This is a genomic window from Sphingobacterium paucimobilis HER1398 (assembly GCF_000416985.1).
In the GTDB taxonomy this organism is placed as follows: domain Bacteria; phylum Bacteroidota; class Bacteroidia; order Sphingobacteriales; family Sphingobacteriaceae; genus Sphingobacterium; species Sphingobacterium paucimobilis.
This window is the reverse complement of record NZ_ATDL01000016.1, coordinates 224,387-243,044: the sequence shown is the minus strand read 5'-3', so window position 1 is coordinate 243,044 and position 18,658 is coordinate 224,387. Positions and strand designations below refer to the sequence as shown.

General features: G+C 39.6%; 25 protein-coding genes. 3 read left to right on the top strand and 22 right to left on the bottom strand.

Translation table 11 applies throughout. From position 1 onward, the window contains the following. Positions 1–164 precede the first annotated feature (164 nt). The 14 genes from rpsN to rplC form a co-directional block, all read right to left on the bottom strand. On the bottom strand, positions 165–434 hold the full coding sequence (gene rpsN / locus M472_RS38005; RefSeq protein ID WP_021071222.1) for a 30S ribosomal protein S14: 270 nt from the start codon (positions 432–434) through the stop codon (positions 165–167). Then, the gene (gene rplE / locus M472_RS38000) at positions 427–996 is read right to left on the bottom strand and encodes a 50S ribosomal protein L5 (RefSeq protein ID WP_021071221.1); all 570 of its coding nucleotides are present in this window, start codon (positions 994–996) and stop codon (positions 427–429) included. Before rplE ends, rpsN begins: the two co-directional genes overlap by 8 nt. Continuing rightward, complete coding sequence (gene rplX / locus M472_RS37995) at positions 996–1,340, bottom strand: 50S ribosomal protein L24 (protein ID WP_021071220.1); 345 nt, start codon at positions 1,338–1,340, stop codon at positions 996–998. The genes rplE and rplX overlap by 1 nt, the downstream gene beginning before the upstream one ends. 2 nt (positions 1,341–1,342) lie before the next feature. Next, positions 1,343–1,711, bottom strand: a complete 369-nt coding sequence (rplN, locus tag M472_RS37990; RefSeq protein ID WP_002997484.1) for a 50S ribosomal protein L14 — start codon at positions 1,709–1,711, stop codon at positions 1,343–1,345. A 1-nt stretch (position 1,712) separates the two neighbouring features. After that, complete coding sequence (rpsQ, locus tag M472_RS37985) at positions 1,713–1,967, bottom strand: 30S ribosomal protein S17 (protein WP_021071219.1); 255 nt, start codon at positions 1,965–1,967, stop codon at positions 1,713–1,715. Positions 1,968–1,980: 13 nt separating this feature from the next. Next, positions 1,981–2,199, bottom strand: a complete 219-nt coding sequence (gene rpmC / locus M472_RS37980) for a 50S ribosomal protein L29 (RefSeq protein ID WP_021071218.1) — start codon at positions 2,197–2,199, stop codon at positions 1,981–1,983. Between the two features lie 96 nt (positions 2,200–2,295). Beyond that, positions 2,296–2,718 carry a 50S ribosomal protein L16 gene (rplP, locus tag M472_RS37975; protein WP_021071217.1) on the bottom strand — a complete coding sequence of 141 codons (423 nt, stop codon included), beginning with the start codon at positions 2,716–2,718 and terminating at the stop codon, positions 2,296–2,298. A gap of 58 nt (positions 2,719–2,776) precedes the next feature. After that, positions 2,777–3,583: a 30S ribosomal protein S3 gene (rpsC, locus tag M472_RS37970; protein WP_021071216.1), complete on the bottom strand. Its 807-nt coding sequence runs from the start codon at positions 3,581–3,583 to the stop codon at positions 2,777–2,779. A 13-nt stretch (positions 3,584–3,596) separates the two neighbouring features. Continuing rightward, positions 3,597–4,028, bottom strand: coding sequence for a 50S ribosomal protein L22 (gene rplV / locus M472_RS37965; protein WP_021071215.1), 432 nt, complete (start codon positions 4,026–4,028; stop codon positions 3,597–3,599). A gap of 6 nt (positions 4,029–4,034) precedes the next feature. After that, the gene (gene rpsS, locus M472_RS37960; protein ID WP_021071214.1) at positions 4,035–4,301 is read right to left on the bottom strand and encodes a 30S ribosomal protein S19; all 267 of its coding nucleotides are present in this window, start codon (positions 4,299–4,301) and stop codon (positions 4,035–4,037) included. Continuing rightward, the gene (gene rplB / locus M472_RS37955) at positions 4,301–5,128 is read right to left on the bottom strand and encodes a 50S ribosomal protein L2 (RefSeq protein ID WP_021071213.1); all 828 of its coding nucleotides are present in this window, start codon (positions 5,126–5,128) and stop codon (positions 4,301–4,303) included. Before rplB ends, rpsS begins: the two co-directional genes overlap by 1 nt. Before the next feature lie 6 nt (positions 5,129–5,134). Then, entirely contained in the window at positions 5,135–5,425 is a 291-nt protein-coding gene (gene rplW, locus M472_RS37950) for a 50S ribosomal protein L23 (RefSeq protein ID WP_021071212.1), read from the bottom strand. Position 5,426: 1 nt separating this feature from the next. Beyond that, complete coding sequence (gene rplD / locus M472_RS37945; protein ID WP_021071211.1) at positions 5,427–6,056, bottom strand: 50S ribosomal protein L4; 630 nt, start codon at positions 6,054–6,056, stop codon at positions 5,427–5,429. Between the two features lie 5 nt (positions 6,057–6,061). Then, positions 6,062–6,679: a 50S ribosomal protein L3 gene (gene rplC / locus M472_RS37940; protein ID WP_021071210.1), complete on the bottom strand. Its 618-nt coding sequence runs from the start codon at positions 6,677–6,679 to the stop codon at positions 6,062–6,064. Positions 6,680–6,924: 245 nt separating this feature from the next. On the opposite strand from rplC, the gene M472_RS37935 reads away from it, so the two are divergent. Next, entirely contained in the window at positions 6,925–7,812 is an 888-nt protein-coding gene (locus M472_RS37935; RefSeq protein WP_021071209.1) for a DUF3078 domain-containing protein, read from the top strand. Positions 7,813–7,928: 116 nt separating this feature from the next. Here the strand turns inward: M472_RS37935 and M472_RS37930 are convergent, their stop codons facing one another. From M472_RS37930 to M472_RS37895, 8 genes are all read right to left on the bottom strand, one after another. Then, complete coding sequence (locus M472_RS37930) at positions 7,929–8,288, bottom strand: CoA-binding protein (protein WP_021071208.1); 360 nt, start codon at positions 8,286–8,288, stop codon at positions 7,929–7,931. Positions 8,289–8,306: 18 nt separating this feature from the next. Then, positions 8,307–9,494, bottom strand: a complete 1,188-nt coding sequence (locus M472_RS37925; RefSeq protein ID WP_031301883.1) for a serine hydrolase domain-containing protein — start codon at positions 9,492–9,494, stop codon at positions 8,307–8,309. 161 nt (positions 9,495–9,655) lie between these two features. Then, a complete protein-coding gene (locus M472_RS37920; protein ID WP_021071206.1) occupies positions 9,656–11,278 on the bottom strand; it encodes a pyruvate dehydrogenase complex dihydrolipoamide acetyltransferase in 1,623 nt (540 codons plus the stop codon). 50 nt (positions 11,279–11,328) lie between these two features. After that, complete coding sequence (gene pdhA, locus M472_RS37915; RefSeq protein ID WP_021071205.1) at positions 11,329–12,324, bottom strand: pyruvate dehydrogenase (acetyl-transferring) E1 component subunit alpha; 996 nt, start codon at positions 12,322–12,324, stop codon at positions 11,329–11,331. A gap of 76 nt (positions 12,325–12,400) precedes the next feature. Next, a complete protein-coding gene (hisS, locus tag M472_RS37910; RefSeq protein ID WP_021071204.1) occupies positions 12,401–13,786 on the bottom strand; it encodes a histidine--tRNA ligase in 1,386 nt (461 codons plus the stop codon). Between the two features lie 51 nt (positions 13,787–13,837). Further along, complete coding sequence (gene rnc / locus M472_RS37905; protein ID WP_021071203.1) at positions 13,838–14,575, bottom strand: ribonuclease III; 738 nt, start codon at positions 14,573–14,575, stop codon at positions 13,838–13,840. A gap of 179 nt (positions 14,576–14,754) precedes the next feature. After that, the gene (fabF, locus tag M472_RS37900; RefSeq protein WP_021071202.1) at positions 14,755–16,008 is read right to left on the bottom strand and encodes a beta-ketoacyl-ACP synthase II; all 1,254 of its coding nucleotides are present in this window, start codon (positions 16,006–16,008) and stop codon (positions 14,755–14,757) included. Between the two features lie 26 nt (positions 16,009–16,034). Beyond that, positions 16,035–16,271: an acyl carrier protein gene (locus M472_RS37895; RefSeq protein WP_021071201.1), complete on the bottom strand. Its 237-nt coding sequence runs from the start codon at positions 16,269–16,271 to the stop codon at positions 16,035–16,037. Between the two features lie 267 nt (positions 16,272–16,538). Here M472_RS37895 and M472_RS37890 point away from each other — a divergent pair, with 267 nt between their 5' ends. Together M472_RS37890 and pyk are read left to right on the top strand one after the other, a co-directional pair. Further along, positions 16,539–17,039 (top strand): IPExxxVDY family protein, encoded by a 501-nt coding sequence (locus tag M472_RS37890; RefSeq protein ID WP_031301882.1) that lies wholly within the window; start codon positions 16,539–16,541, stop codon positions 17,037–17,039. Between the two features lie 113 nt (positions 17,040–17,152). Continuing rightward, the gene (gene pyk / locus M472_RS37885) at positions 17,153–18,583 is read left to right on the top strand and encodes a pyruvate kinase (protein ID WP_021071199.1); all 1,431 of its coding nucleotides are present in this window, start codon (positions 17,153–17,155) and stop codon (positions 18,581–18,583) included. The last annotated feature ends 75 nt before the right edge of the window (positions 18,584–18,658 follow it).

The window sequence follows — 18,658 nt, the reverse complement described above, 5'->3', positions numbered from 1 at the left end:
AATAAATTTGCTTTTTATAGCCCTACTTGAACCACAACCTCTCAGTCACAGCTATCTCAAGTACACGTATTTTTCGTTAAATAACCTAATATCAACGAAAAAACCCGATAAATCCCTTATTTAAAAAGGATTTATCCGGGCAAAAGTAAGTATTTTTTTAAAACTTACCAAGAAGCTTTAGTTACTCCTGGGATTTTTCCGTCCAATGCCATCTCGCGGAAAGTCACACGAGAGATACCAAACTGACGCATATATCCTTTAGGACGTCCTGTTAGTTTACAACGGTTGTGCAATCTAACTGGTGAAGCATTCTTTGGCAATTTATCTAGTCCAGCATAATCACCGGCCTCTTTCAAAGCGGCACGTTTTGCTGCATACTTAGCTACCAATTTTTGACGCTTTAATTCGCGTGCTTTTAATCCTTCTTTAGCCATTGTTGTTCGAGTTTTGATTTTTGAATGGTAAACCGAATTGCTTTAATAACTCTAATGCTTCGATATCATTTTGAGCTGAAGTTACGAACGTAATATCCATACCTGTGATTTTATTGATTTTATCAATATTGATCTCAGGGAAAATAATTTGTTCTGTAACTCCTAAGTTATAGTTACCTCTACCGTCAAATCCTTTATCATTGATTCCACGGAAGTCGCGAATACGTGGTAGAGAAACAGCGATCAAACGATCCAAGAACTCATACATATTATTATCACGCAATGTCACGCGAGCACCAACAGGCATTCCTTTACGAAGTTTGAAGTTAGAGATATCTTTCTTCGATTTCGTAGGAACAGCTTGCTGACCAGTAATCATTGTCAATTCAGCAATAGCACTATCGATTAATTTTTTATCTGCTGTAGCAGCTCCGATACCTTGTGATACAACTATCTTCTCAAGTTTCGGAACTTGCATAATGCTTTTATACTGGAATTTTTCTTTAAGCGCAGTACGGATCTCTTCCGCATATTTCGCTTTTAATCTTGGTACGTAAGTCATTATTTAATTTCCTCCCCTGATTTTTTAGCGTAACGAACTATTTTACCATCTTCATTGACTTTACGTCCTACGCGAGTAGGCTTTCCTGTTTTAGGATCGATCAACGCTAAGTTTGAGATGTTGATAGCAGCTTCTTTCTCAATAATACCACCTTGAGGATTAGCTGCACTTGGTTTAGTGTGTTTTTTAACGATGTTAGCGCCTTCAACGACTGCTCTATTAGCATCCACTAAAATAGACAATACTTTTCCTTGAACACCTTTAGAGTTACCAGCGATAACTTTCACTAAATCACCTTTTTTGATCTTGATTTTGTGAGTTGTTTTTGTTTTTTTAATAGCCATAATTATAAAACCTCCGGTGCTAGTGATACAATTTTCATGAACTGCTTCTCACGTAATTCACGAGCAACTGGGCCGAAAATACGAGTTCCACGAGGTTCATCGTTGTTATTTAACAATACTGCAGCATTATCATCGAAACGAATGTAAGAACCATCTTTACGACGAATTTCTTTCTTAGTACGTACGACCACAGCTTTCGATACTGATCCTTTTTTTACGTTTCCTGAAGGTAAAGCGCTCTTAACGGTAACAACGATCTTATCACCGATAGATGCATAACGCTTGCGCGTTCCGCCCAATACACGGATTACTAAAACTTCTTTAGCACCGCTATTGTCAGCTACATTTAGTCTTGATTCCTGTTGTACCATGTTATTTAGCTCTTTCTAAAATTTCAACTAATCTCCAGTTCTTTGTTTTACTCAGCGGACGAGTCTCCATAATTAATACCGTGTCGCCGATACCGCAGGTATTTGTTTCGTCATGAGCTTTGAATTTAGTAGTTTTCTTAACGAACTTACCATAGATAGGGTGCTTTACTTTACGCTCTACAGCCACTACAATGGATTTATCCATTTTATCGCTAACTACTAAGCCGATTCTTGTTTTTCTTAAATTTCTTTCCATTTCGACTTAATTTTTACGCCTCAGAGGCTGTTTCAGATTTTGCTGCATTTTTACGTTTCGAAATCTCAGTGGAGATACGAGCGATATTTTTGCGAGCTGCAGTAAGAACGTTAGGGTTCTCAATAGCAGAAACAGCGTGTGCAAATTTTAACTTGTTTAAAGCAGCTTTCTCTTCTACGAGTTTAGCTGTTAAAGCTTCTGTTGTTAATTCTACGATTTCTGAATTTTTCATTTTCTTTCAGTGTTGTGTTGGGTTTTCAACGATGTTTATATTGAGCCTTGTGGGTAACGGCCACAAGGCTTAAACGGTTGACATTACCAACGATTTTTATGCTTCAACGTAATCTCTACGTATAACAAACTTAGTCTGTACCGGCAATTTTTGTGCTGCTAGACGTAAAGCTTCTTTTGCAACCTCTAAAGGCACACCTTCAGCTTCGAATAACATACGTCCTGGGCGTACTACGGCTACCCAATACTCGGGAGCACCTTTACCTTTACCCATACGTACCTCTGCAGGCTTTTTAGTAACCGGTTTATCAGGGAAGATACGGATCCATACTTGACCTTCACGTTTCATAAAACGTGTAACGGCGATACGAGCTGCCTCAATCTGACGGCTGGTGATCCATGCTTCTTCCATTGATTTGATACCGAAAGAACCGAAAGATAACTCCGCTCCACGTGAAGCGTTACCTTTCATACGGCCTTTCTGCATCTTTCTGAACTTCGTTCTTTTTGGCTGTAACATGTTCGTATTTTATTTAAATCCCGACCTTTGTCGGGACACTTTTAAATCTTCTTATTAATTAATCTCTTTTTGCTCCGCCACGGTTGTTGCCACCACGAGCTCCGCCACGATTGTTGTTGTTATCACGGCGAGGACCACGGTTGTTTCCGCCACGGTTATCGCGACGATCAGCACCGCCCTCATTACCGCCACGAGTTTTCACGTTCGAAGTTTGACCGATGTTAGGAGATAAATCACGTTTACCGTAAACCTCACCTTTACAGATCCATACTTTGATACCGATCTTACCGTAAGTAGTCAATGCTTCAGCCAATGCGTAGTCGATGTCAGCACGTAACGTATGAAGAGGAGTTCTTCCTTCTTTATACTGCTCTGTGCGCGCCATCTCTGCACCGCCTAGACGACCTGAACACATAATCTTGATACCTTCGGCTCCCATACGCATTGTAGAAGCGATAGAAGTTTTCATTGCACGACGGAATGAAATTCTTGCCTCTAGTTGCTTAGCTACACCTTCAGCTACCAATTTAGCATCAAGCTCCGGACGTTTGATCTCGAAAATATTGATTTGAACATCCTTTTTAGTCAGTTTTTTCAATTCTTCTTTGATCTTGTCTACCTCTTGACCACCTTTACCGATAACGATTCCTGGTCGCGCTGTGTGGATAGTAACCGTAACACGTTTCAGAGTTCTTTCAATAACTACTTTTGCTACGCCACCTTTAGCGATACGTACAGAAAGATACTTTCTGATTTTTTCGTCCTCAACTAATTTATCGGAATAGTTTTTTCCGCCGAACCAGTTAGAGTCCCATCCTTTGATGATACCTAATCTGCTACCAATTGGATTTGCTTTTTGTCCCATTCTTATTAATAAATTAGTTGTTTACGTTATTTAAACTATCTACTACCAAAGTTACGTGGTTAGAACGCTTACGGATTCTATATCCACGTCCTTGTGGAGCTGGGCGTAATCTTTTCAATTGACGTCCACCGCCTACAGATACTTCCTTTACGAACAAAGCGCTGTCTGCAACTGAAGAACCTTCGTTTGCAGCTTCCCAGTTTTTAATTGCTGATAATAACAATTTCTCAACACGAGCAGCAGCTTCTTTACCTGTATGCTTAAGAATATAAAGAGCGTTTTCTACTTTCTCACCACGGATAAGATCCACTACTAAACGCATCTTACGAGGTGAAGTAGGGCAATTCAATAACTTGGCAGTAGAAGCTCCTCCTACTTGAGCCTTTTCCTGCTCTTTGCGCTGTCTAATTAAGACAGATTTTTTGAGTTTTTTTGTTGCTTCCATTACCTATTATTTTTTCTTTTCTGCGTGGCCTTTGAATGTACGCGTAGGCGCAAATTCACCAAGCTTGTGACCGACCATATTTTCTGTTACATATACAGGGATAAATTTATTCCCGTTGTGCACTGCGAAGGTATGGCCAACGAAATCAGGAGAAATCATTGATCTACGAGACCAAGTCTTAATTACTGATTTTTTGTTTGATTCATTCTGAGAAAGAACTTTTCTTTCTAAGTTGTGATCGATATAAGGACCTTTTTTAATTGAACGAGCCATTATTTTTTCCTTCTTTCAATGATGTAACGATTCGATGTTTTCTTCTTGTAGCGTGTTTTGTAACCTTTAGCCAACACACCTGTACGTGAACGAGGTTGACCTCCAGAAGTACGGCCTTCACCACCACCCATTGGGTGATCGACAGGGTTCATTGCAACACCACGAACGCGAGGACGACGACCTAACCAACGTTTACGACCAGCTTTACCTAATACTTCGTGCTGTCTCTCTGCATTCGATACCGAACCGATAGTAGCCACACAAGTCAATAAGATCATACGAGTCTCGCCAGAAGGCAATTTGATAATAGCGTATTTACCATCACGAGCAGACAACTGCGCGTACGTACCAGCCGAACGAGCGATTGATCCACCTTGTCCTGGGTTCAATTCGATATTGTGAATGATAGAACCCAAAGGCATATTTGCTAATGGTAAAGTGTTACCTACTTCAGGAGCAACTTTCTCACCAGCAATAACAGTCATACCAACTTGTAATCCCGTAGGAGCGATGATGTAACGTTTCTCACCATCAGCGTAGTGCAATAATGCGATACGCGCTGTACGGTTTGGATCGTACTCAATAGTAGCTACTGTTGCAGGAATTTCTTTTTTATCGCGTTTGAAATCTATAATACGGTAAACTTTCTTATGTCCACCACCGATATAACGCATAGTCATTTTACCGGATTTATTACGACCGCCCGATCTTTTGTTACTTCCTACTACCAATGACTTTTCAGGAACATTTGTAGTAACGTCAGAATAGTTTGCACCTACTCTGAAACGAGTACCAGGGGTTACCGGTTTGAATCTTTTAACTGCCATCTCTAATTATATAACGCTGTAAAAGTCAATAGTTTCACCGTCTTGAATCGTGATGACGGCCTTTTTATATTTAGGAGCTCTTCCAGATACAAAGCCAGCTTTAGTATAACGGCTTTTAGCTTTTCCAGCAACAACAGAAGTATTTACTGCAACTACAGTCACACCGAACATCTCTTGAATAGCTGTTTTAATCTGAATTTTGTTTGCTCTATGATCTACTTTGAAAGCATAACGGTTTAATTTCTCCGTTAATAATGAAGCTTTCTCAGTTAAGATAGGTTTTTTAATAATTTCCATATTACTTAGCTAATGCTTCCTCCAAAGTTTTAACAGAATCTGCAGTCAACAATAATTTAGTAGCATTCAATACATCATATGTATTCAAATCAGAAGCTACTACAACTTTTGCTTTCTTCAAGTTTCTGCTTGATAAATAAACATTGTTATCATATGCTGGCAAAACCAATAATGTTTTTTCGTCAGCTATGTTTAATGCGTTTACTAAAGACACATAGTTTTTAGTTTTGATAGTATCGAAACTAACTGTATCTAAAACAACTACATTGTTCTCTTGTGCTTTGTACGACAATGCCGATTTACGTGCTAGTTGCTTCAATTTTTTGTTCAATTTAAAGCTGTAGTCACGAGGTTGAGGACCGAATACACGACCACCACCATTAAACAATGGAGATTTGATAGAGCCCGCACGAGCACCACCAGTACCTTTTTGTTTGTGTAATTTACGAGTAGAACCCGCAATCTCATTACGTTGTTTTGACTTGTGCGTTCCTTGACGTTGATTTGCTAAGTACTGCTTAACATCTAAGTAGATCGCATGGTCGTTTGGCGTTACACCAAATACTGATTCAGGAAGTTGCACCTTGGCACCTGTTTCTTTACCTGATAAATTTAATACGTTAACTTCCATCTCTACTATTTGTCTACGATTACATAAGAACCTTTAGCTCCAGGGATGGAACCACTAACAACGATTAGGTTTTGTTCAGCGTAAACTTTCAAAACCTGTAAGTTCTGAACTTTCACTCTGTCTCCACCTGTACGACCCGCCATGCGCATTCCTTTGAATACACGTGAAGGCCATGAAGCCGCACCAATAGAACCTGGAGCACGTAGCCTGTTGTGCTGACCGTGAGTCGCACCACCTACACCACCAAATCCGTGACGCTTCATTACACCCTGAAATCCTTTTCCTTTAGAAGTACCGACTACATCAACGTACTCGCCTTCCTCGAATAAAGTTACATCCACGATGTCACCTAGTTCCTTCTCAACTTCAAAAGTTTTGAACTCAACTAGTTTACGCTTAGGAGTCACTCCTGCTTTTGCAAAGTGTCCTTTTAAAGGAGCTGTCGTGTTCTTCTCCTTGGCATCATCATAGCCAAGCTGAATAGCAGCATAACCGTCCTTCTCTACCGTACGTATCTGCGTTACCACGCACGGCCCAGCCTCGATTACTGTACATGGGATATTCTTCCCATCAGCGTTGAACAGGCTGGTCATTCCTACTTTTTTACCAATAATTCCTGACATGTTATAAATTAAATTAATTAAAGTCCATCGAAGCAGTAGGGCTTCGCTCAAGACACAATTTCCCCAATAAGGGACTGCAAAGGTAAAAAGTTTTTTATAACTATCAAATAGTTAATGTATTATTTTTTTTATTTTTAACAAAACACTTCCCCTCCTGGCAATTGATCATTTTTCAAATAACCGTGGAAATATTATAATTCAAGTAAAATCGTGTTATATTTGTTATTAATAAAAAAATCAAACTTATGAAAAAAAATTTTTTACTATCAACAGCGTTATTCCTATTTGGGCTAGGTTCTGTTGTTGCTCAAACAGACAACGACAAAAAATGGACTATTAAAGGAGAAAACACATTTTTAATAAACCAAAGCACATTCTCAAATTGGGCGGCGGGAGGAATAAACTCCTTTGCAGGAAACCTAGTGTTAAACTATGACTTCAACTACAAAAAAGACAAATGGAGCTGGGATAACAAAGTTTTAGCTGCCTACGGTCAAACATTTCAAAAAGAAACCGATTGGAGAAAAAATGATGACCGCTTTGTTTACAACTCACTGGTTGGCCACAAAATGAGTGAAAAGATGCTTTATACTTTCTTCACAAATTTCAACACCCAATTTGCAAAAGGCTATAAGTACAATGCCGACGGTACTGACAAATTATTGTCTGCAGGCTTTGCTCCAGCTTACCTCAGTTTCGGACCAGGTATTGCCTACAAAGAATCGGACAATTTCAGAATAAACGTATCGCCTGCAGCAGCACGTTTTGTATTCGTGACCAACAAAGATATAGACGAAACACTCTATGGCCTTGATGCTGGAAAAAAATCCCGCTTCGAATTCGGAGCATCTCTAGATGCATACTATAAAGTAGATATCATGGAGAATATCGCATTTGAAAACATCTTAAAACTGTATTCCAATTACAAGGAAGATCCACAGAATGTGGACGTGGATTACACGGCCAATCTTTTCATGAAGGTCAATAAGTTCATAAACGTCAATGCAGGGGTACAATTGGTTTATGACGACAACACCAAAGTTCCAATCTTCGAGAACAATGTGCAGACAGGAACAGGAGCTAGACTACAAGTAAAGCAGATTCTAGGAGCTGGCGTGACTTATAAATTCTAAGCCACGAAAACACCGTCAATAAAAAGAATGGCCTAGTTTGTACTAGGCCATTCCTATATAAAGCACAACCTGATGAACCCGCTATGCTCCTTTAGATTATTTATTGTTGCAAAAGCTTAATACTGCCCTGTATTTAACATCACCAAGGTACAAGCTTCAATCACCTCTATCCCTCGCTCCTTCAGTTGGGTGGCCAACTCAGGATTTTCTGAACCAGGATTAAAAATTACGCGATGGGGGTTCGTAGCTAAGATATATTCATAATATGGCGCTTGATTTTTCGGACCAACATACATTGTTACTGTATCAATATCCGTATGAACGACTTCTGCTGGCTCAATTGCCACTCCGGCAACATCCCCCTTCTTACGCCCAACGTTCACTATTGGATATCCTTTTCTTACAAGCTTATTTGCTACAAGATAAGAATATCTAGCAGAATTGGTGCTTGCCCCCAAAATCAAGGTTTTTTTCATAATATGTTGTCTATATATTTAATGTTCTACAAAACCACCGTTTGCATCATAAGCATTCTGTCTCAAAATAGGCATTTCCAAAATTTTATACAAGCCATCAAGATTATTTAAACTCCCATTAACCATATTTGACAACAATACTATAGTCACATCATTGGTTAAATCCCGCACATACAGATTTTTAAATCCATGCCACCAACCTGTATGGTACACAATCTGATTTCCATTCGTAGAAAATGTACGCCATCCATATCCGTAGCTAAACACGCCTCTTTTGGCATCCGAACGTGGCACATAAGCGGAATCAAGCAACTCTTTCCCTAACAGTCTTCCCTCTTTAAGAGCAAGATCCAACAGATACATATCCTGGACCGTACTATAAATTCCCTTGTCGCCCAGAGGACCGTCTAAATAATCCTGGACCACAGACCTTCTCCAGACTTTATCATGTCCTATAACATCCGTAGGGATCTTATCGTATTTTACTCGAGACAGTGCCGCAGTATTTTTCATACCGGCAGGTTTAAAAACATGCTCTTCCATATACGTAGCAAAATCTTGTCCGGAAACCTTTTCCACGATAGCCCCAAGAATCATGTAATTTGAATTGTTATAATGAAAGCGACCATCAGGCTTACCATACCTCGCCGGCTTATGCTCTATCATCAAATTAATCGCTTCCATGTTAGACATGCCTTTTTTTCTATCGGGCCATATTTTATCTACAAAATATACATAGTTGGGTAACCCCGAACGGTGCGTTAACAGTTGCTCTACCGTCACTCCCTCATAAGGAAATCCCGGAAAGAAATCACTGACAAGTTGATCCAACTTCAGTTTACCAGCTTCAACCAGCTGTAATACAGCGAGGCCTGTCATAGGCTTTGAAACAGAAGCCAATTCAAACTTCGACCTTATCTTCAAGCTATCCTTATGTAGATAATCAGCCCAACCGAATGAATTCTGATACAGTATTTTACCTTTTTTAGCTACAAGAACATTTCCATTAAAACCAGAAGTAAGATGCAGTTTCTTCATAAAAGCATCAATTTCCGCATTCCCTTCACTCGGATTATAGGAGAGTGCTATACTGTCTAATTCGGACTGCTTTTTTTGGACTTCTTGTTGCTTTTGTTCAGCACTTGAACAAGAAAAAAGAATAATTAAGAATACAAGGTTTAGTAGCTTAGACAGAAAAAATCTCACGGGCAATTCATTTATTAACACAAAATTAAATATAGGCAAATAAGCAGAAAAAGCCAATATCCTATCCAAAAAAGGTATAAAAACCGGTCAAAAAAAAAGGAAAGTATCTAAAAAGATACTTTCCTTCTCCTGACCCATAAAGGTCGTGAAATATATTTCCGTTAGGCCAACAAACGAATTGGAGCTTCTAACAGTCCTTTCAATGTTTGTAAAAACTGGGCTCCACTTGCACCGTCCACAACACGATGGTCGCAACCTAATGTCAACTTCATAACGTTTCCAGGGACAACCGCTCCGTTTTTAACAACCGGAATCTGTTGAATAGCACCTACCGACAAGATCGCTCCGTCAGGTGAGTTGATGATTGATGTAAATTCATCAATACCAAACATACCTAAGTTAGATACAGTGAAAGTAGAACCTTCCCAATCCGCTGGAGTTAATTTTTTAGATTTAGCTTTTCCTGCGAAATCTTTCACCTCTGCAGAGATGTGAGACAACGTCTTACCATCGGCAAAACGAACAACAGGAACTAGTAAACCGTCTTCAACAGCCATAGCTACACCAATATTCGTATGCTCATTGAATCTGATTTTATCACCTTGCCACGAAGAATTCACCGCTGGGTGCTTTTTCAATGAAGCTGCGACAGCTTTGATAACCATATCATTGAAAGATACTTTTACAGGAGCTACTTCATTGATCTGTGCACGAGCTGCGATAGCATTATCCATATCGATACTTACAGTCAGATAGAAATGTGGTGCTGTAAACAAAGACTCTCCTAAACGACGAGCGATCGTTTTACGCATTTGCGACACATTTACTTCTGTATATCTTTCCTCTCCCACAACTGTAGGTAAGCTGATACCTTTTGATTCAGTCGCTGGTGCAGCTGTAGATTTAGCCGCAGGAACGAAGTTCTCTACGTCTTTCTTTACGATACGACCGCCATCAGCAGATCCCTTAACATCATTCAGATTGATTCCTTTTTCTTTAGCAATCTTACGAGCCAAAGGAGAAGCTTTCACTCTTGAATCATCATTGTTGCTAGAAGCCGTATTAGCTGCCGCAACTGGTGCGCTATCCGCAGCAGCTACAGGAGCTACTTCTGCTTTTGCTTCCGCTTTCGCTGCCGCAGGTTTTTGATTCAAAAGAGGGGTAACGTCTGTTCCCGCAGGGCCAACAATAGCTATAATATCGTTCACTTTAGCGGCCTGTCCAGCTTCAACGCCGACATACAACAATGTACCTTCTGCATACGCAGTAACCTCCATTGTTGCCTTATCAGTCTCAACATCTGCAATTGCATCATCAGACTTAATCGTATCACCTACTTTAAAGTTCCACTGCGCAATTACTCCTTCCGTCATTGTATCACTCAACAGAGGCATAGTGATAACTGTACAATCTAAATCTTCTGCAGTAACATTGCTACCTGTAGATTCCTCTGTTGCTACTTCCTCTGTTTTATCACTTGCCTTCTCTTCTTCTTTCTTTTCAGGAGCTGAAGCTGCGCCGTCCAATAGAGCTTTATAGTCTTCACCTTCCTCACCCAGCACAGCGATTACAGCATCGACAGCTACGGCTTCACCTTCTTTTGGCCCTATATAGAGTAAAGTTCCTTCTTGATAGGACTCAAAGTCCATTGTTGCTTTATCTGTTTCGATCTCAGCAACAAGATCTCCCGCATTTACTTTGTCACCAACTTTTTTGTGCCACTTAGCAATCACCCCTTCTGTCATGGTGTCGCTCATTTTCGGCATTTTTACTACTTCAGCCATGTATTATAGTAAATTATATCTTATAACAATTCAAACAAAACAGTGATTTATTAATCCATCACAAATGGATAATCCTCTTGCACGTAGATATCTTTATACAACTCATCTACGGTAGGATATGGAGACTCTTCTGCAAACTTAACAGAATCTTCGACAGTCTTCTTAACTTCAGCCTCTACTGCAGCGAACCATGCATCATCGGCATAACCATTCTCCAGTATAGCATGTTTAGTGCTGAACAAAGGATCCTTTCCTTTATATTCTTCCAATTCTTCTTTGGTACGATATTTTGCAGGATCGGACATAGAGTGTCCTTTATAACGATACGTACGGATTTCAAGAAATGTAGGTCCTTCACCAGCACGAGCACGTTGCACAGCTTCGTCCATAGCATTATGAACAGCAACCGGATCCATACCATCGACTGGCATACTCGGCATATCAAATCCCAAACCAATCTTATAGATATCTTCCATATTGGTTGTACGTTTTACAGAAGTACCCATTGCATAACCATTGTTCTCACAAACAAAGATCACAGGCAGCTTCCACAACATAGCCATATTGAAAGTCTCATTCAAGGCTCCCTGACGTACTGCACCATCTCCCATAAAACAAACATTAACATTGTCTTTTCCAAGATACTGCTCAGCAAAAGCTATACCAGCACCTAGAGGGATCTGTCCCCCCACGATACCATGTCCGCCCATCATACCATGCTCTTTGGAGAAAAAGTGCATTGACCCTCCTTTTCCTTTGGAGCAACCTGTACTCTTACCATACAATTCAGCCATACATGCATCCGCAGAAACGCCCTTTGCTAAAGCATGAGCATGATCACGGTAAGAAGTGATAACTGTATCCTCTTGTCTTGTCGCCGAAATTGTACCAGCCACTACCGCTTCCTGTCCAATGTATAAATGACAAAAACCACGGATTTTTTGTTGTCCGTACAATTGTCCAGCTTTCTCTTCAAATTTACGCATGAGTAGCATAGATTTATACCACTCGAGATATGTTTCTTTTGTTATAGGTGTTGAACTCATTTTATAAAGTCTGTTTCTTACTTAACCGATTACAAATCTAATAATTTATATCGACAAAAAGTATATTTTTTACCGCTTAGCCCCTCATCATTTCGATAAGTGTCGACAATTTTACTTTAATCTGTTCTCCGGATTCCATATTCTTCAAAGTCAGCAAACCGGACTCTACTTCCTCTTCCCCCACCAGTAGAACAAACGGAATTCCTTTAGCGTCAGCATAGCTCATCTGCTTTTTCAACTTGGCTGCGACAGGATATAATTCCACAGCGATTCCCTCCTTACGTAGACTAGTCAATAAAGAGATTGTATAAGATTCAAGCGTCTTATCAAAATTAGAGATAAGAATCTTCGAGCTCACAACTGTGGCCTCTGGAAAAAGACTAAGCTCTTCCAACACATCATAGATTCGATCTGCACCAAAAGACACTCCTACACCTGTCAACCCCTTCAAACCAAACATCCCTGTAAGATCGTCATATCGACCACCGCCACCAATACTTCCCATAGCTACTTCGTTGGTCTTTACCTCAAAAATACAACCAGTATAATAGTTTAATCCACGAGCCAATGTAATATCCACCTCGACCTCACGCTCCAACAACGTCTCGTCAACTTTAAAAGCATCTATATAAGCAAATACCGTCTCTATTTCTGCAATCCCCTGCATTCCTTTTTCTGACGAAGCCAAGACTTTCTTGAGACTCTCCAACTTCTCTAGATTAGTACCTCCCAATAAGACAATCGGCTTCAACAACTCTAAATCCTCCTCGGTAAATCCCCTTTCCAACAATTCTTTGTTAACCCCCTCCAGACCGATTTTATCCAACTTATCGATAGCCACCGTCATATCAACAATCAGCTCTGGTTTCCCAAGAATTTCAGCAATACCTGTCAGGATTTTACGATTATTGATCTTAATTGTAAAATCCTTCAATCCCAGTTCCTTCAATGCCTCCCAATAAATCAAAACAAATTCCGCTTCATTCAGCAGACTATCCGACCCCACGACATCCACGTCACACTGATAGAACTCACGATAGCGTCCTCTCTGAGGCCTATCGGCTCGCCACACTGGCTGAATCTGAAAACGCTTGAACGGAAGTGCGATATCATTTTGATGCATCACCACATACCTAGCAAAAGGAACCGTCAGATCATAACGAAGTGCCTTTTCTGAAATATGAGGAATCAACTTATTTGAATTTCTTTCGTTCCACGCTTCGTTCGATACCTTCGAAAGGTAGTCACCAGAATTTAAAATCTTAAAAATAAGCTTGTCCCCCTCGTCACCGTATTTTCCAGTCAGCGTTGCTAAGTTTTCAAACGAAGGCGTCTGAATCTCGCTATAACCGTATTTTCTGAAAATACGCTTGAGAGTATTGAATATAAAGTTTCTCCTTTCCATTTCAAGAGGAGAAAAGTCTCTAGTACCTTTTGCTAAAGATGGTTTAACTATTGCCATAGAGCAAAGGTAATACAACAGAATGAATAAGGAAAGAATGCCAGACGGTTTCTAGGCAATTTCAATAATTTTCAGATATTCACAAGCCCGCTCGGCAGCGAGTTTCTCCGCACTTTTTTTATTAAAGTCACGACCTAAGCCACAAGCCTCACCATTGACAAGCACTTCTATGCTAAACATCTTGGACGACTCACCTTCGGGATTATCGACAGGTACAAATGTCACTTCCTTACCCTCGTGTTGACACCATTCGATAAGGCGACTTTTGAAATTTGTCTCCGTATTTTCCAGCGTATGAATATCAACATGGGGTTTAATAATACGCATCAATAAAAACTCACGCGTGAACTGATACCCTTTATCCAAATAGACAGCACCTACAAGAGCCTCAAAAGCATCCCCCAATAGCGAACCTTGCTTATTCGGATAAGATATCATTCGCGAGTCATACTGGATTAACTTATCAAAACCCAGCTTTCTAGATAATTGGTTGAGATTAGCTCGGGATACGATTTTTGATCTCATCTCTGTAAGGAATCCTTCATCTTTATACGGATACAGTTTAAACAGCAATTCCGCAACAACAGATCCAAGAACAGCATCTCCCAGAAATTCCATCCGTTCATTACTATTTTTCACCCCCTCTTTGATCTGTTTCGCCACGGATTTGTGTCGAAAAGCCATCTGATAGAGTTTGAGATTACCTGGTACAAATCCAAGGATATTCTTCAGCTTTTTAAAATCAGCTCGATGAGGAGAAAAGTATAATTTATAAATTCTTAGCGACATAAGTATTCACGAAAAGCGTAACTTTCACGAACTAACATGCGGAAGGCACCACTTAGCATCATCAAAAATAACAAGATATTCTCAAAGTTCCCTTAACAAAAATCCATCTACATCTATAGAAAAATAGGTAGCTTTTACAAACTACCTATCCATCTCTTACTTTACCATTTAGACATTGATTAAGCTTGGTACTTTTTAAATATCACCGAAGCGTTATGCCCACCAAAACCAAATGTATTGCTCAAAGCAGCGTTAACAACACGCTTTTGAGCTATATTAAACGTAAAATTCAAACGATTGTCAATCTCCGGATCATCCGTAAAATGATTGATAGTAGGAGGCACAATATCATTTTTGACAGCCAATATAGATGCTATTCCTTCGACAGCTCCAGCAGCTCCCAACAGATGCCCTGTCATAGATTTTGTAGAACTAATGTTCAAACGGTAAGCACTCTCACCAAAAAGATCTACAATTGCTTTTGTTTCACTTATATCTCCTACTGGTGTTGACGTACCATGCACATTGATATAGTCGACATCCGAAAACTGAAGCCCAGCATCTTTAATCGCCATAGTCATTGCCAACTTTGCACCAAGCCCCTCAGGATGTGATGCAGTAATATGATGGGCATCAGCACTCATACCTCCGCCAACAATCTCAGCATAAATTTTAGCACCACGCGCTAACGCATGCTCCAAACTCTCTAAAATAATTGCTCCTGATCCTTCTCCTGACACAAAACCGTCTCTATCCTTATCGAAAGGTCTAGAAGCCGTCTTGGGATCATCATTACGAGTTGACAAAGCATGCATCGCATTAAATCCGCCTATCCCTGCTTCATTGATCGTAGCCTCCGAACCACCTGTAATGATAATATCAGCTCTCCCCATACGAATATAAGTAAAAGCATCAATCATTGCATTCGTTGCAGATGCACATGCAGAAACAGCCGAAAAGTTAGGACCGCGCAACCCATGTCGCATAGAAATATGTCCAGGAGCGATATCGACCAACATTTTTGGGATAAAAAAAGGATTGAAACGTGGCGTTCCATCTCCCTTAGAATAGTTAGCGACCTCCTCTGTAAAAGTGGTCAGACCGCCTATTCCTGATCCCCATATCACTCCGATACGGTTTCTATCCAATTTATCAAATTCCAATCCAGCATCCTTCACCGCCTCATCAGTAGAAGCAATGGCAAACTGAACGAAAGGATCTACCTTACGAGCCTCTTTACGATCCATAAAATCATGTGGATCAAACCCCTTCACCTCGCAGGCAAATTGCGTTTTAAATTTTGACGCATCAAAATGCGTAATAGGAGCAGCACCACTTACACCATTAATCAATCCCTCCCAATAAGCTTGGACGGTATTACCTAGCGGTGTAAGTGCGCCTAATCCTGTTACAACTACTCTCTTAAGCTCCATTTATATCTTTAGCCTAATACAATTAGTTAGTTAACGTTTTTTTCTAAATAAGCGATTGCTTGACCTACAGTACTGATGTTTTCAGCTTGGTCATCAGGAATTGCAACGTTAAATTCTTTTTCGAATTCCATGATCAACTCAACTGTATCAAGTGAGTCTGCACCTAAATCATTCGTGAAAGAAGCTTCTAGTGTCACTTCATTTTCATCTACACCTAACTTTTCAACGATAATTGCTTTTACTCTTGATGCGATATCTGACATGATTTTATAGTTTAATTGTTTAATAAATCTGTGCAAAGAAAAATAAATTTCACCAAAAATCAAACCTTTTTAATTTTTAGGTGACAAATAATGAGCAACCAAGCTCATTTAGTGCATTATAGCCCCATAAAGAAACACAACTCAATAATACTAAAAGTAATATTGAATCACAAAAAAACTTTCATTTAATACAAATTTTACATCAGATGCCTATAAAAACACACGCATAAGTTGTACTTTCGTAAATATATCATAGAAACTTTAAAGTTGAATAAAATCACCTTCAAATTAGATATTGACTTTGACCTTGAGCTTGACTTTATTTTAGTAGGCATTAGCTCCTCTTTCCGGGACTATAGACTATGCCATTTTATAAATAAACACACAGGTCTGGCGTTTATCTATGGTAAAGAATCTCCAATAGACCACAACGGCAACCTAAAAACTAAGCCACAAGAAGAATTGGACTTTCATATAATCCAAGACAAATCAAAAGGAAAAAAAGAAACAACACATCACTATCAGATGTACAGGTATTGTTGTGATTCGTTTGACTTCGAGTATTATCTTATCAACAATAAAAGCCTCGAGAATGGTCTTCTGATACCAGAAGCACCCAATTTTGATTATTTTATGATCATCAAACACTATATAGACGAGGAAGACTTAGACAACTTGATAGACAATTTGAAATCCATCAATGAAATCATGTTAGTGAAAGAAATTGATCCAACAATATTGAAATCTAAAGAAAATCTGATATTTTAGCGAATTCTTTAGAGTGTGTAAGATTTACACCCTTCAGATGGATAGATTAGCCATAATCATCTGTTTACACTGAAATTAAATCAGAAACAGAAAAAAAATAGAATAACAACAATATGAAAAAGATTCAAAAGAGAACCAAAATAGTAGCGACACTAGGTCCTGCATCGTCCAATATAGAAATATTGACCAGTATGATTGCCAAAGGTGTAGATGTATGCAGATTGAACTTCTCTCACGGCAGCCAGGCCGACCATCTTCAAGTCATCAACACCATCAATGAAATAAACGCAAAGCACTCTTTCAACGTGAGTATATTAGCCGATTTACAAGGTCCTAAAATACGCATCGGTAAGATGAAAGAAGGTGGAGCCATCCTAATCAATGGTTCGACAGTTGAAATGACGACAAACGAGCTAATTGGTGATGAAAAACAAATCTATATCACTTATGAAAATTTCCCTAACGATGTTAAGGAAAACGAAATCATACTCCTTGATGACGGGAAATTGCAACTACGTGTCCTCTCGACCAACCACAAAGACACTGTCGTCTGCGAAGTTGTACATGGTGGTATTTTGACTTCTCGCAAAGGCGTAAACTTACCCAACACAAAGGTATCTATCCCTTCATTAACAGAAGAAGATTTAGACAATCTAAACTTTGCTTTAGATCATGGTGCCGATTGGATTGCAATGTCATTTGTACGTTCGGCAGAAGACATCGAACAATGTAAAGAGATCATAGCGGCTAAAGGAAGTCATGCAAAAATAATTGCAAAAATTGAAAAGCCTGAGGCCATCGAAAATATTGATGCTATCATCAATGCCACAGATGCTGTAATGGTAGCCCGTGGAGACCTTGGTGTGGAGATGCCAATGGAAGAAGTACCTGGCCTACAAAAGATAATTGTACAGAAGTGTCGCAACCTCTCAAAGCCAGTAATTATTGCTACTCAGATGCTAGAAAGCATGATCACCACACCACGTCCTACTCGTGCCGAAGTTAATGACGTAGCCAATTCCGTATTGGATGGAGCAGACGCCGTAATGTTGAGCGGTGAGACATCTGTGGGTGAGTTCCCTGAAATTGTTATCGAGACAATGGCAAAGGTAATTACACATGTCGAGTCAACCTCTTACCCGTACTATAGCGAAAAAGTAGACGCATTTATAGAAGTAAACAAAATTCCAGATGCCATCTGTGGATCATCCATATTTTTAGCAGAAAAAACCAAAGCTTCGGCAATTGCAGTAATGACTGCATCCGGCTACACCGCTTTTGAAATCTCCAGCTACAGACCCAATGCAGACATCTACGTATTTACGGGCAATAAAAATCTATTGAGACAACTCAGCCTATTGTGGGGAGTAAAAACCTTCATGTACGAAAAATACGAAAGTACAGATGGTACCATCCAAGATGTCAACGAACTTTTAAAGTCTCGTCAACTAGTAGAAAAGGGACAAATAGTAATCAACACTGCCTCGACACCTTTACACGAAAAAGGCAAAACAAATACGATTAGAGTTTCAGAGGTAAATTAATCGACCTTAGACCATACATTAATAAGAAAAGGGGCGGTAATATTATTACCGCCCCTTTTCTTATTGTCAATTTAA

Bases quoted from the DNA above. Each gene is read 5' to 3' on its own strand.
- rnc (WP_021071203.1), bottom strand. From the start codon at position 14,575: ATGTCGCTAAGAATTTATAAATTATACTTTTCTCCTCATCGAGCTGAT.
- rplV (WP_021071215.1), bottom strand. From the start codon at position 4,028: ATGGAAGCAACAAAAAAACTCAAAAAATCTGTCTTAATTAGACAGCGC.
- rpmC (WP_021071218.1), bottom strand. From the start codon at position 2,199: ATGAAAAATTCAGAAATCGTAGAATTAACAACAGAAGCTTTAACAGCT.
- rplP (WP_021071217.1), bottom strand. From the start codon at position 2,718: ATGTTACAGCCAAAAAGAACGAAGTTCAGAAAGATGCAGAAAGGCCGT.
- rplW (WP_021071212.1), bottom strand. From the start codon at position 5,425: ATGGAAATTATTAAAAAACCTATCTTAACTGAGAAAGCTTCATTATTA.
- rplC (WP_021071210.1), bottom strand. From the start codon at position 6,679: ATGTCAGGAATTATTGGTAAAAAAGTAGGAATGACCAGCCTGTTCAAC.
- rplE (WP_021071221.1), bottom strand. From the start codon at position 996: ATGACTTACGTACCAAGATTAAAAGCGAAATATGCGGAAGAGATCCGT.
- rplD (WP_021071211.1), bottom strand. From the start codon at position 6,056: ATGGAAGTTAACGTATTAAATTTATCAGGTAAAGAAACAGGTGCCAAG.
- M472_RS37920 (WP_021071206.1), bottom strand. From the start codon at position 11,278: ATGGCTGAAGTAGTAAAAATGCCGAAAATGAGCGACACCATGACAGAA.
- rpsQ (WP_021071219.1), bottom strand. From the start codon at position 1,967: ATGGAAAGAAATTTAAGAAAAACAAGAATCGGCTTAGTAGTTAGCGAT.
- hisS (WP_021071204.1), bottom strand. From the start codon at position 13,786: ATGGCAATAGTTAAACCATCTTTAGCAAAAGGTACTAGAGACTTTTCT.
- M472_RS37895 (WP_021071201.1), bottom strand. From the start codon at position 16,271: ATGTCAGATATCGCATCAAGAGTAAAAGCAATTATCGTTGAAAAGTTA.
- rpsC (WP_021071216.1), bottom strand. From the start codon at position 3,583: ATGGGACAAAAAGCAAATCCAATTGGTAGCAGATTAGGTATCATCAAA.
- rplX (WP_021071220.1), bottom strand. From the start codon at position 1,340: ATGGCTATTAAAAAAACAAAAACAACTCACAAAATCAAGATCAAAAAA.
- rpsS (WP_021071214.1), bottom strand. From the start codon at position 4,301: ATGGCTCGTTCAATTAAAAAAGGTCCTTATATCGATCACAACTTAGAA.
- M472_RS37930 (WP_021071208.1), bottom strand. From the start codon at position 8,288: ATGAAAAAAACCTTGATTTTGGGGGCAAGCACCAATTCTGCTAGATAT.
- fabF (WP_021071202.1), bottom strand. From the start codon at position 16,008: ATGGAGCTTAAGAGAGTAGTTGTAACAGGATTAGGCGCACTTACACCG.
- rpsN (WP_021071222.1), bottom strand. From the start codon at position 434: ATGGCTAAAGAAGGATTAAAAGCACGCGAATTAAAGCGTCAAAAATTG.
- pyk (WP_021071199.1), top strand. From the start codon at position 17,153: ATGAAAAAGATTCAAAAGAGAACCAAAATAGTAGCGACACTAGGTCCT.
- pdhA (WP_021071205.1), bottom strand. From the start codon at position 12,324: ATGAGTTCAACACCTATAACAAAAGAAACATATCTCGAGTGGTATAAA.
- M472_RS37935 (WP_021071209.1), top strand. From the start codon at position 6,925: ATGAAAAAAAATTTTTTACTATCAACAGCGTTATTCCTATTTGGGCTA.
- rplB (WP_021071213.1), bottom strand. From the start codon at position 5,128: ATGGCAGTTAAAAGATTCAAACCGGTAACCCCTGGTACTCGTTTCAGA.
- rplN (WP_002997484.1), bottom strand. From the start codon at position 1,711: ATGGTACAACAGGAATCAAGACTAAATGTAGCTGACAATAGCGGTGCT.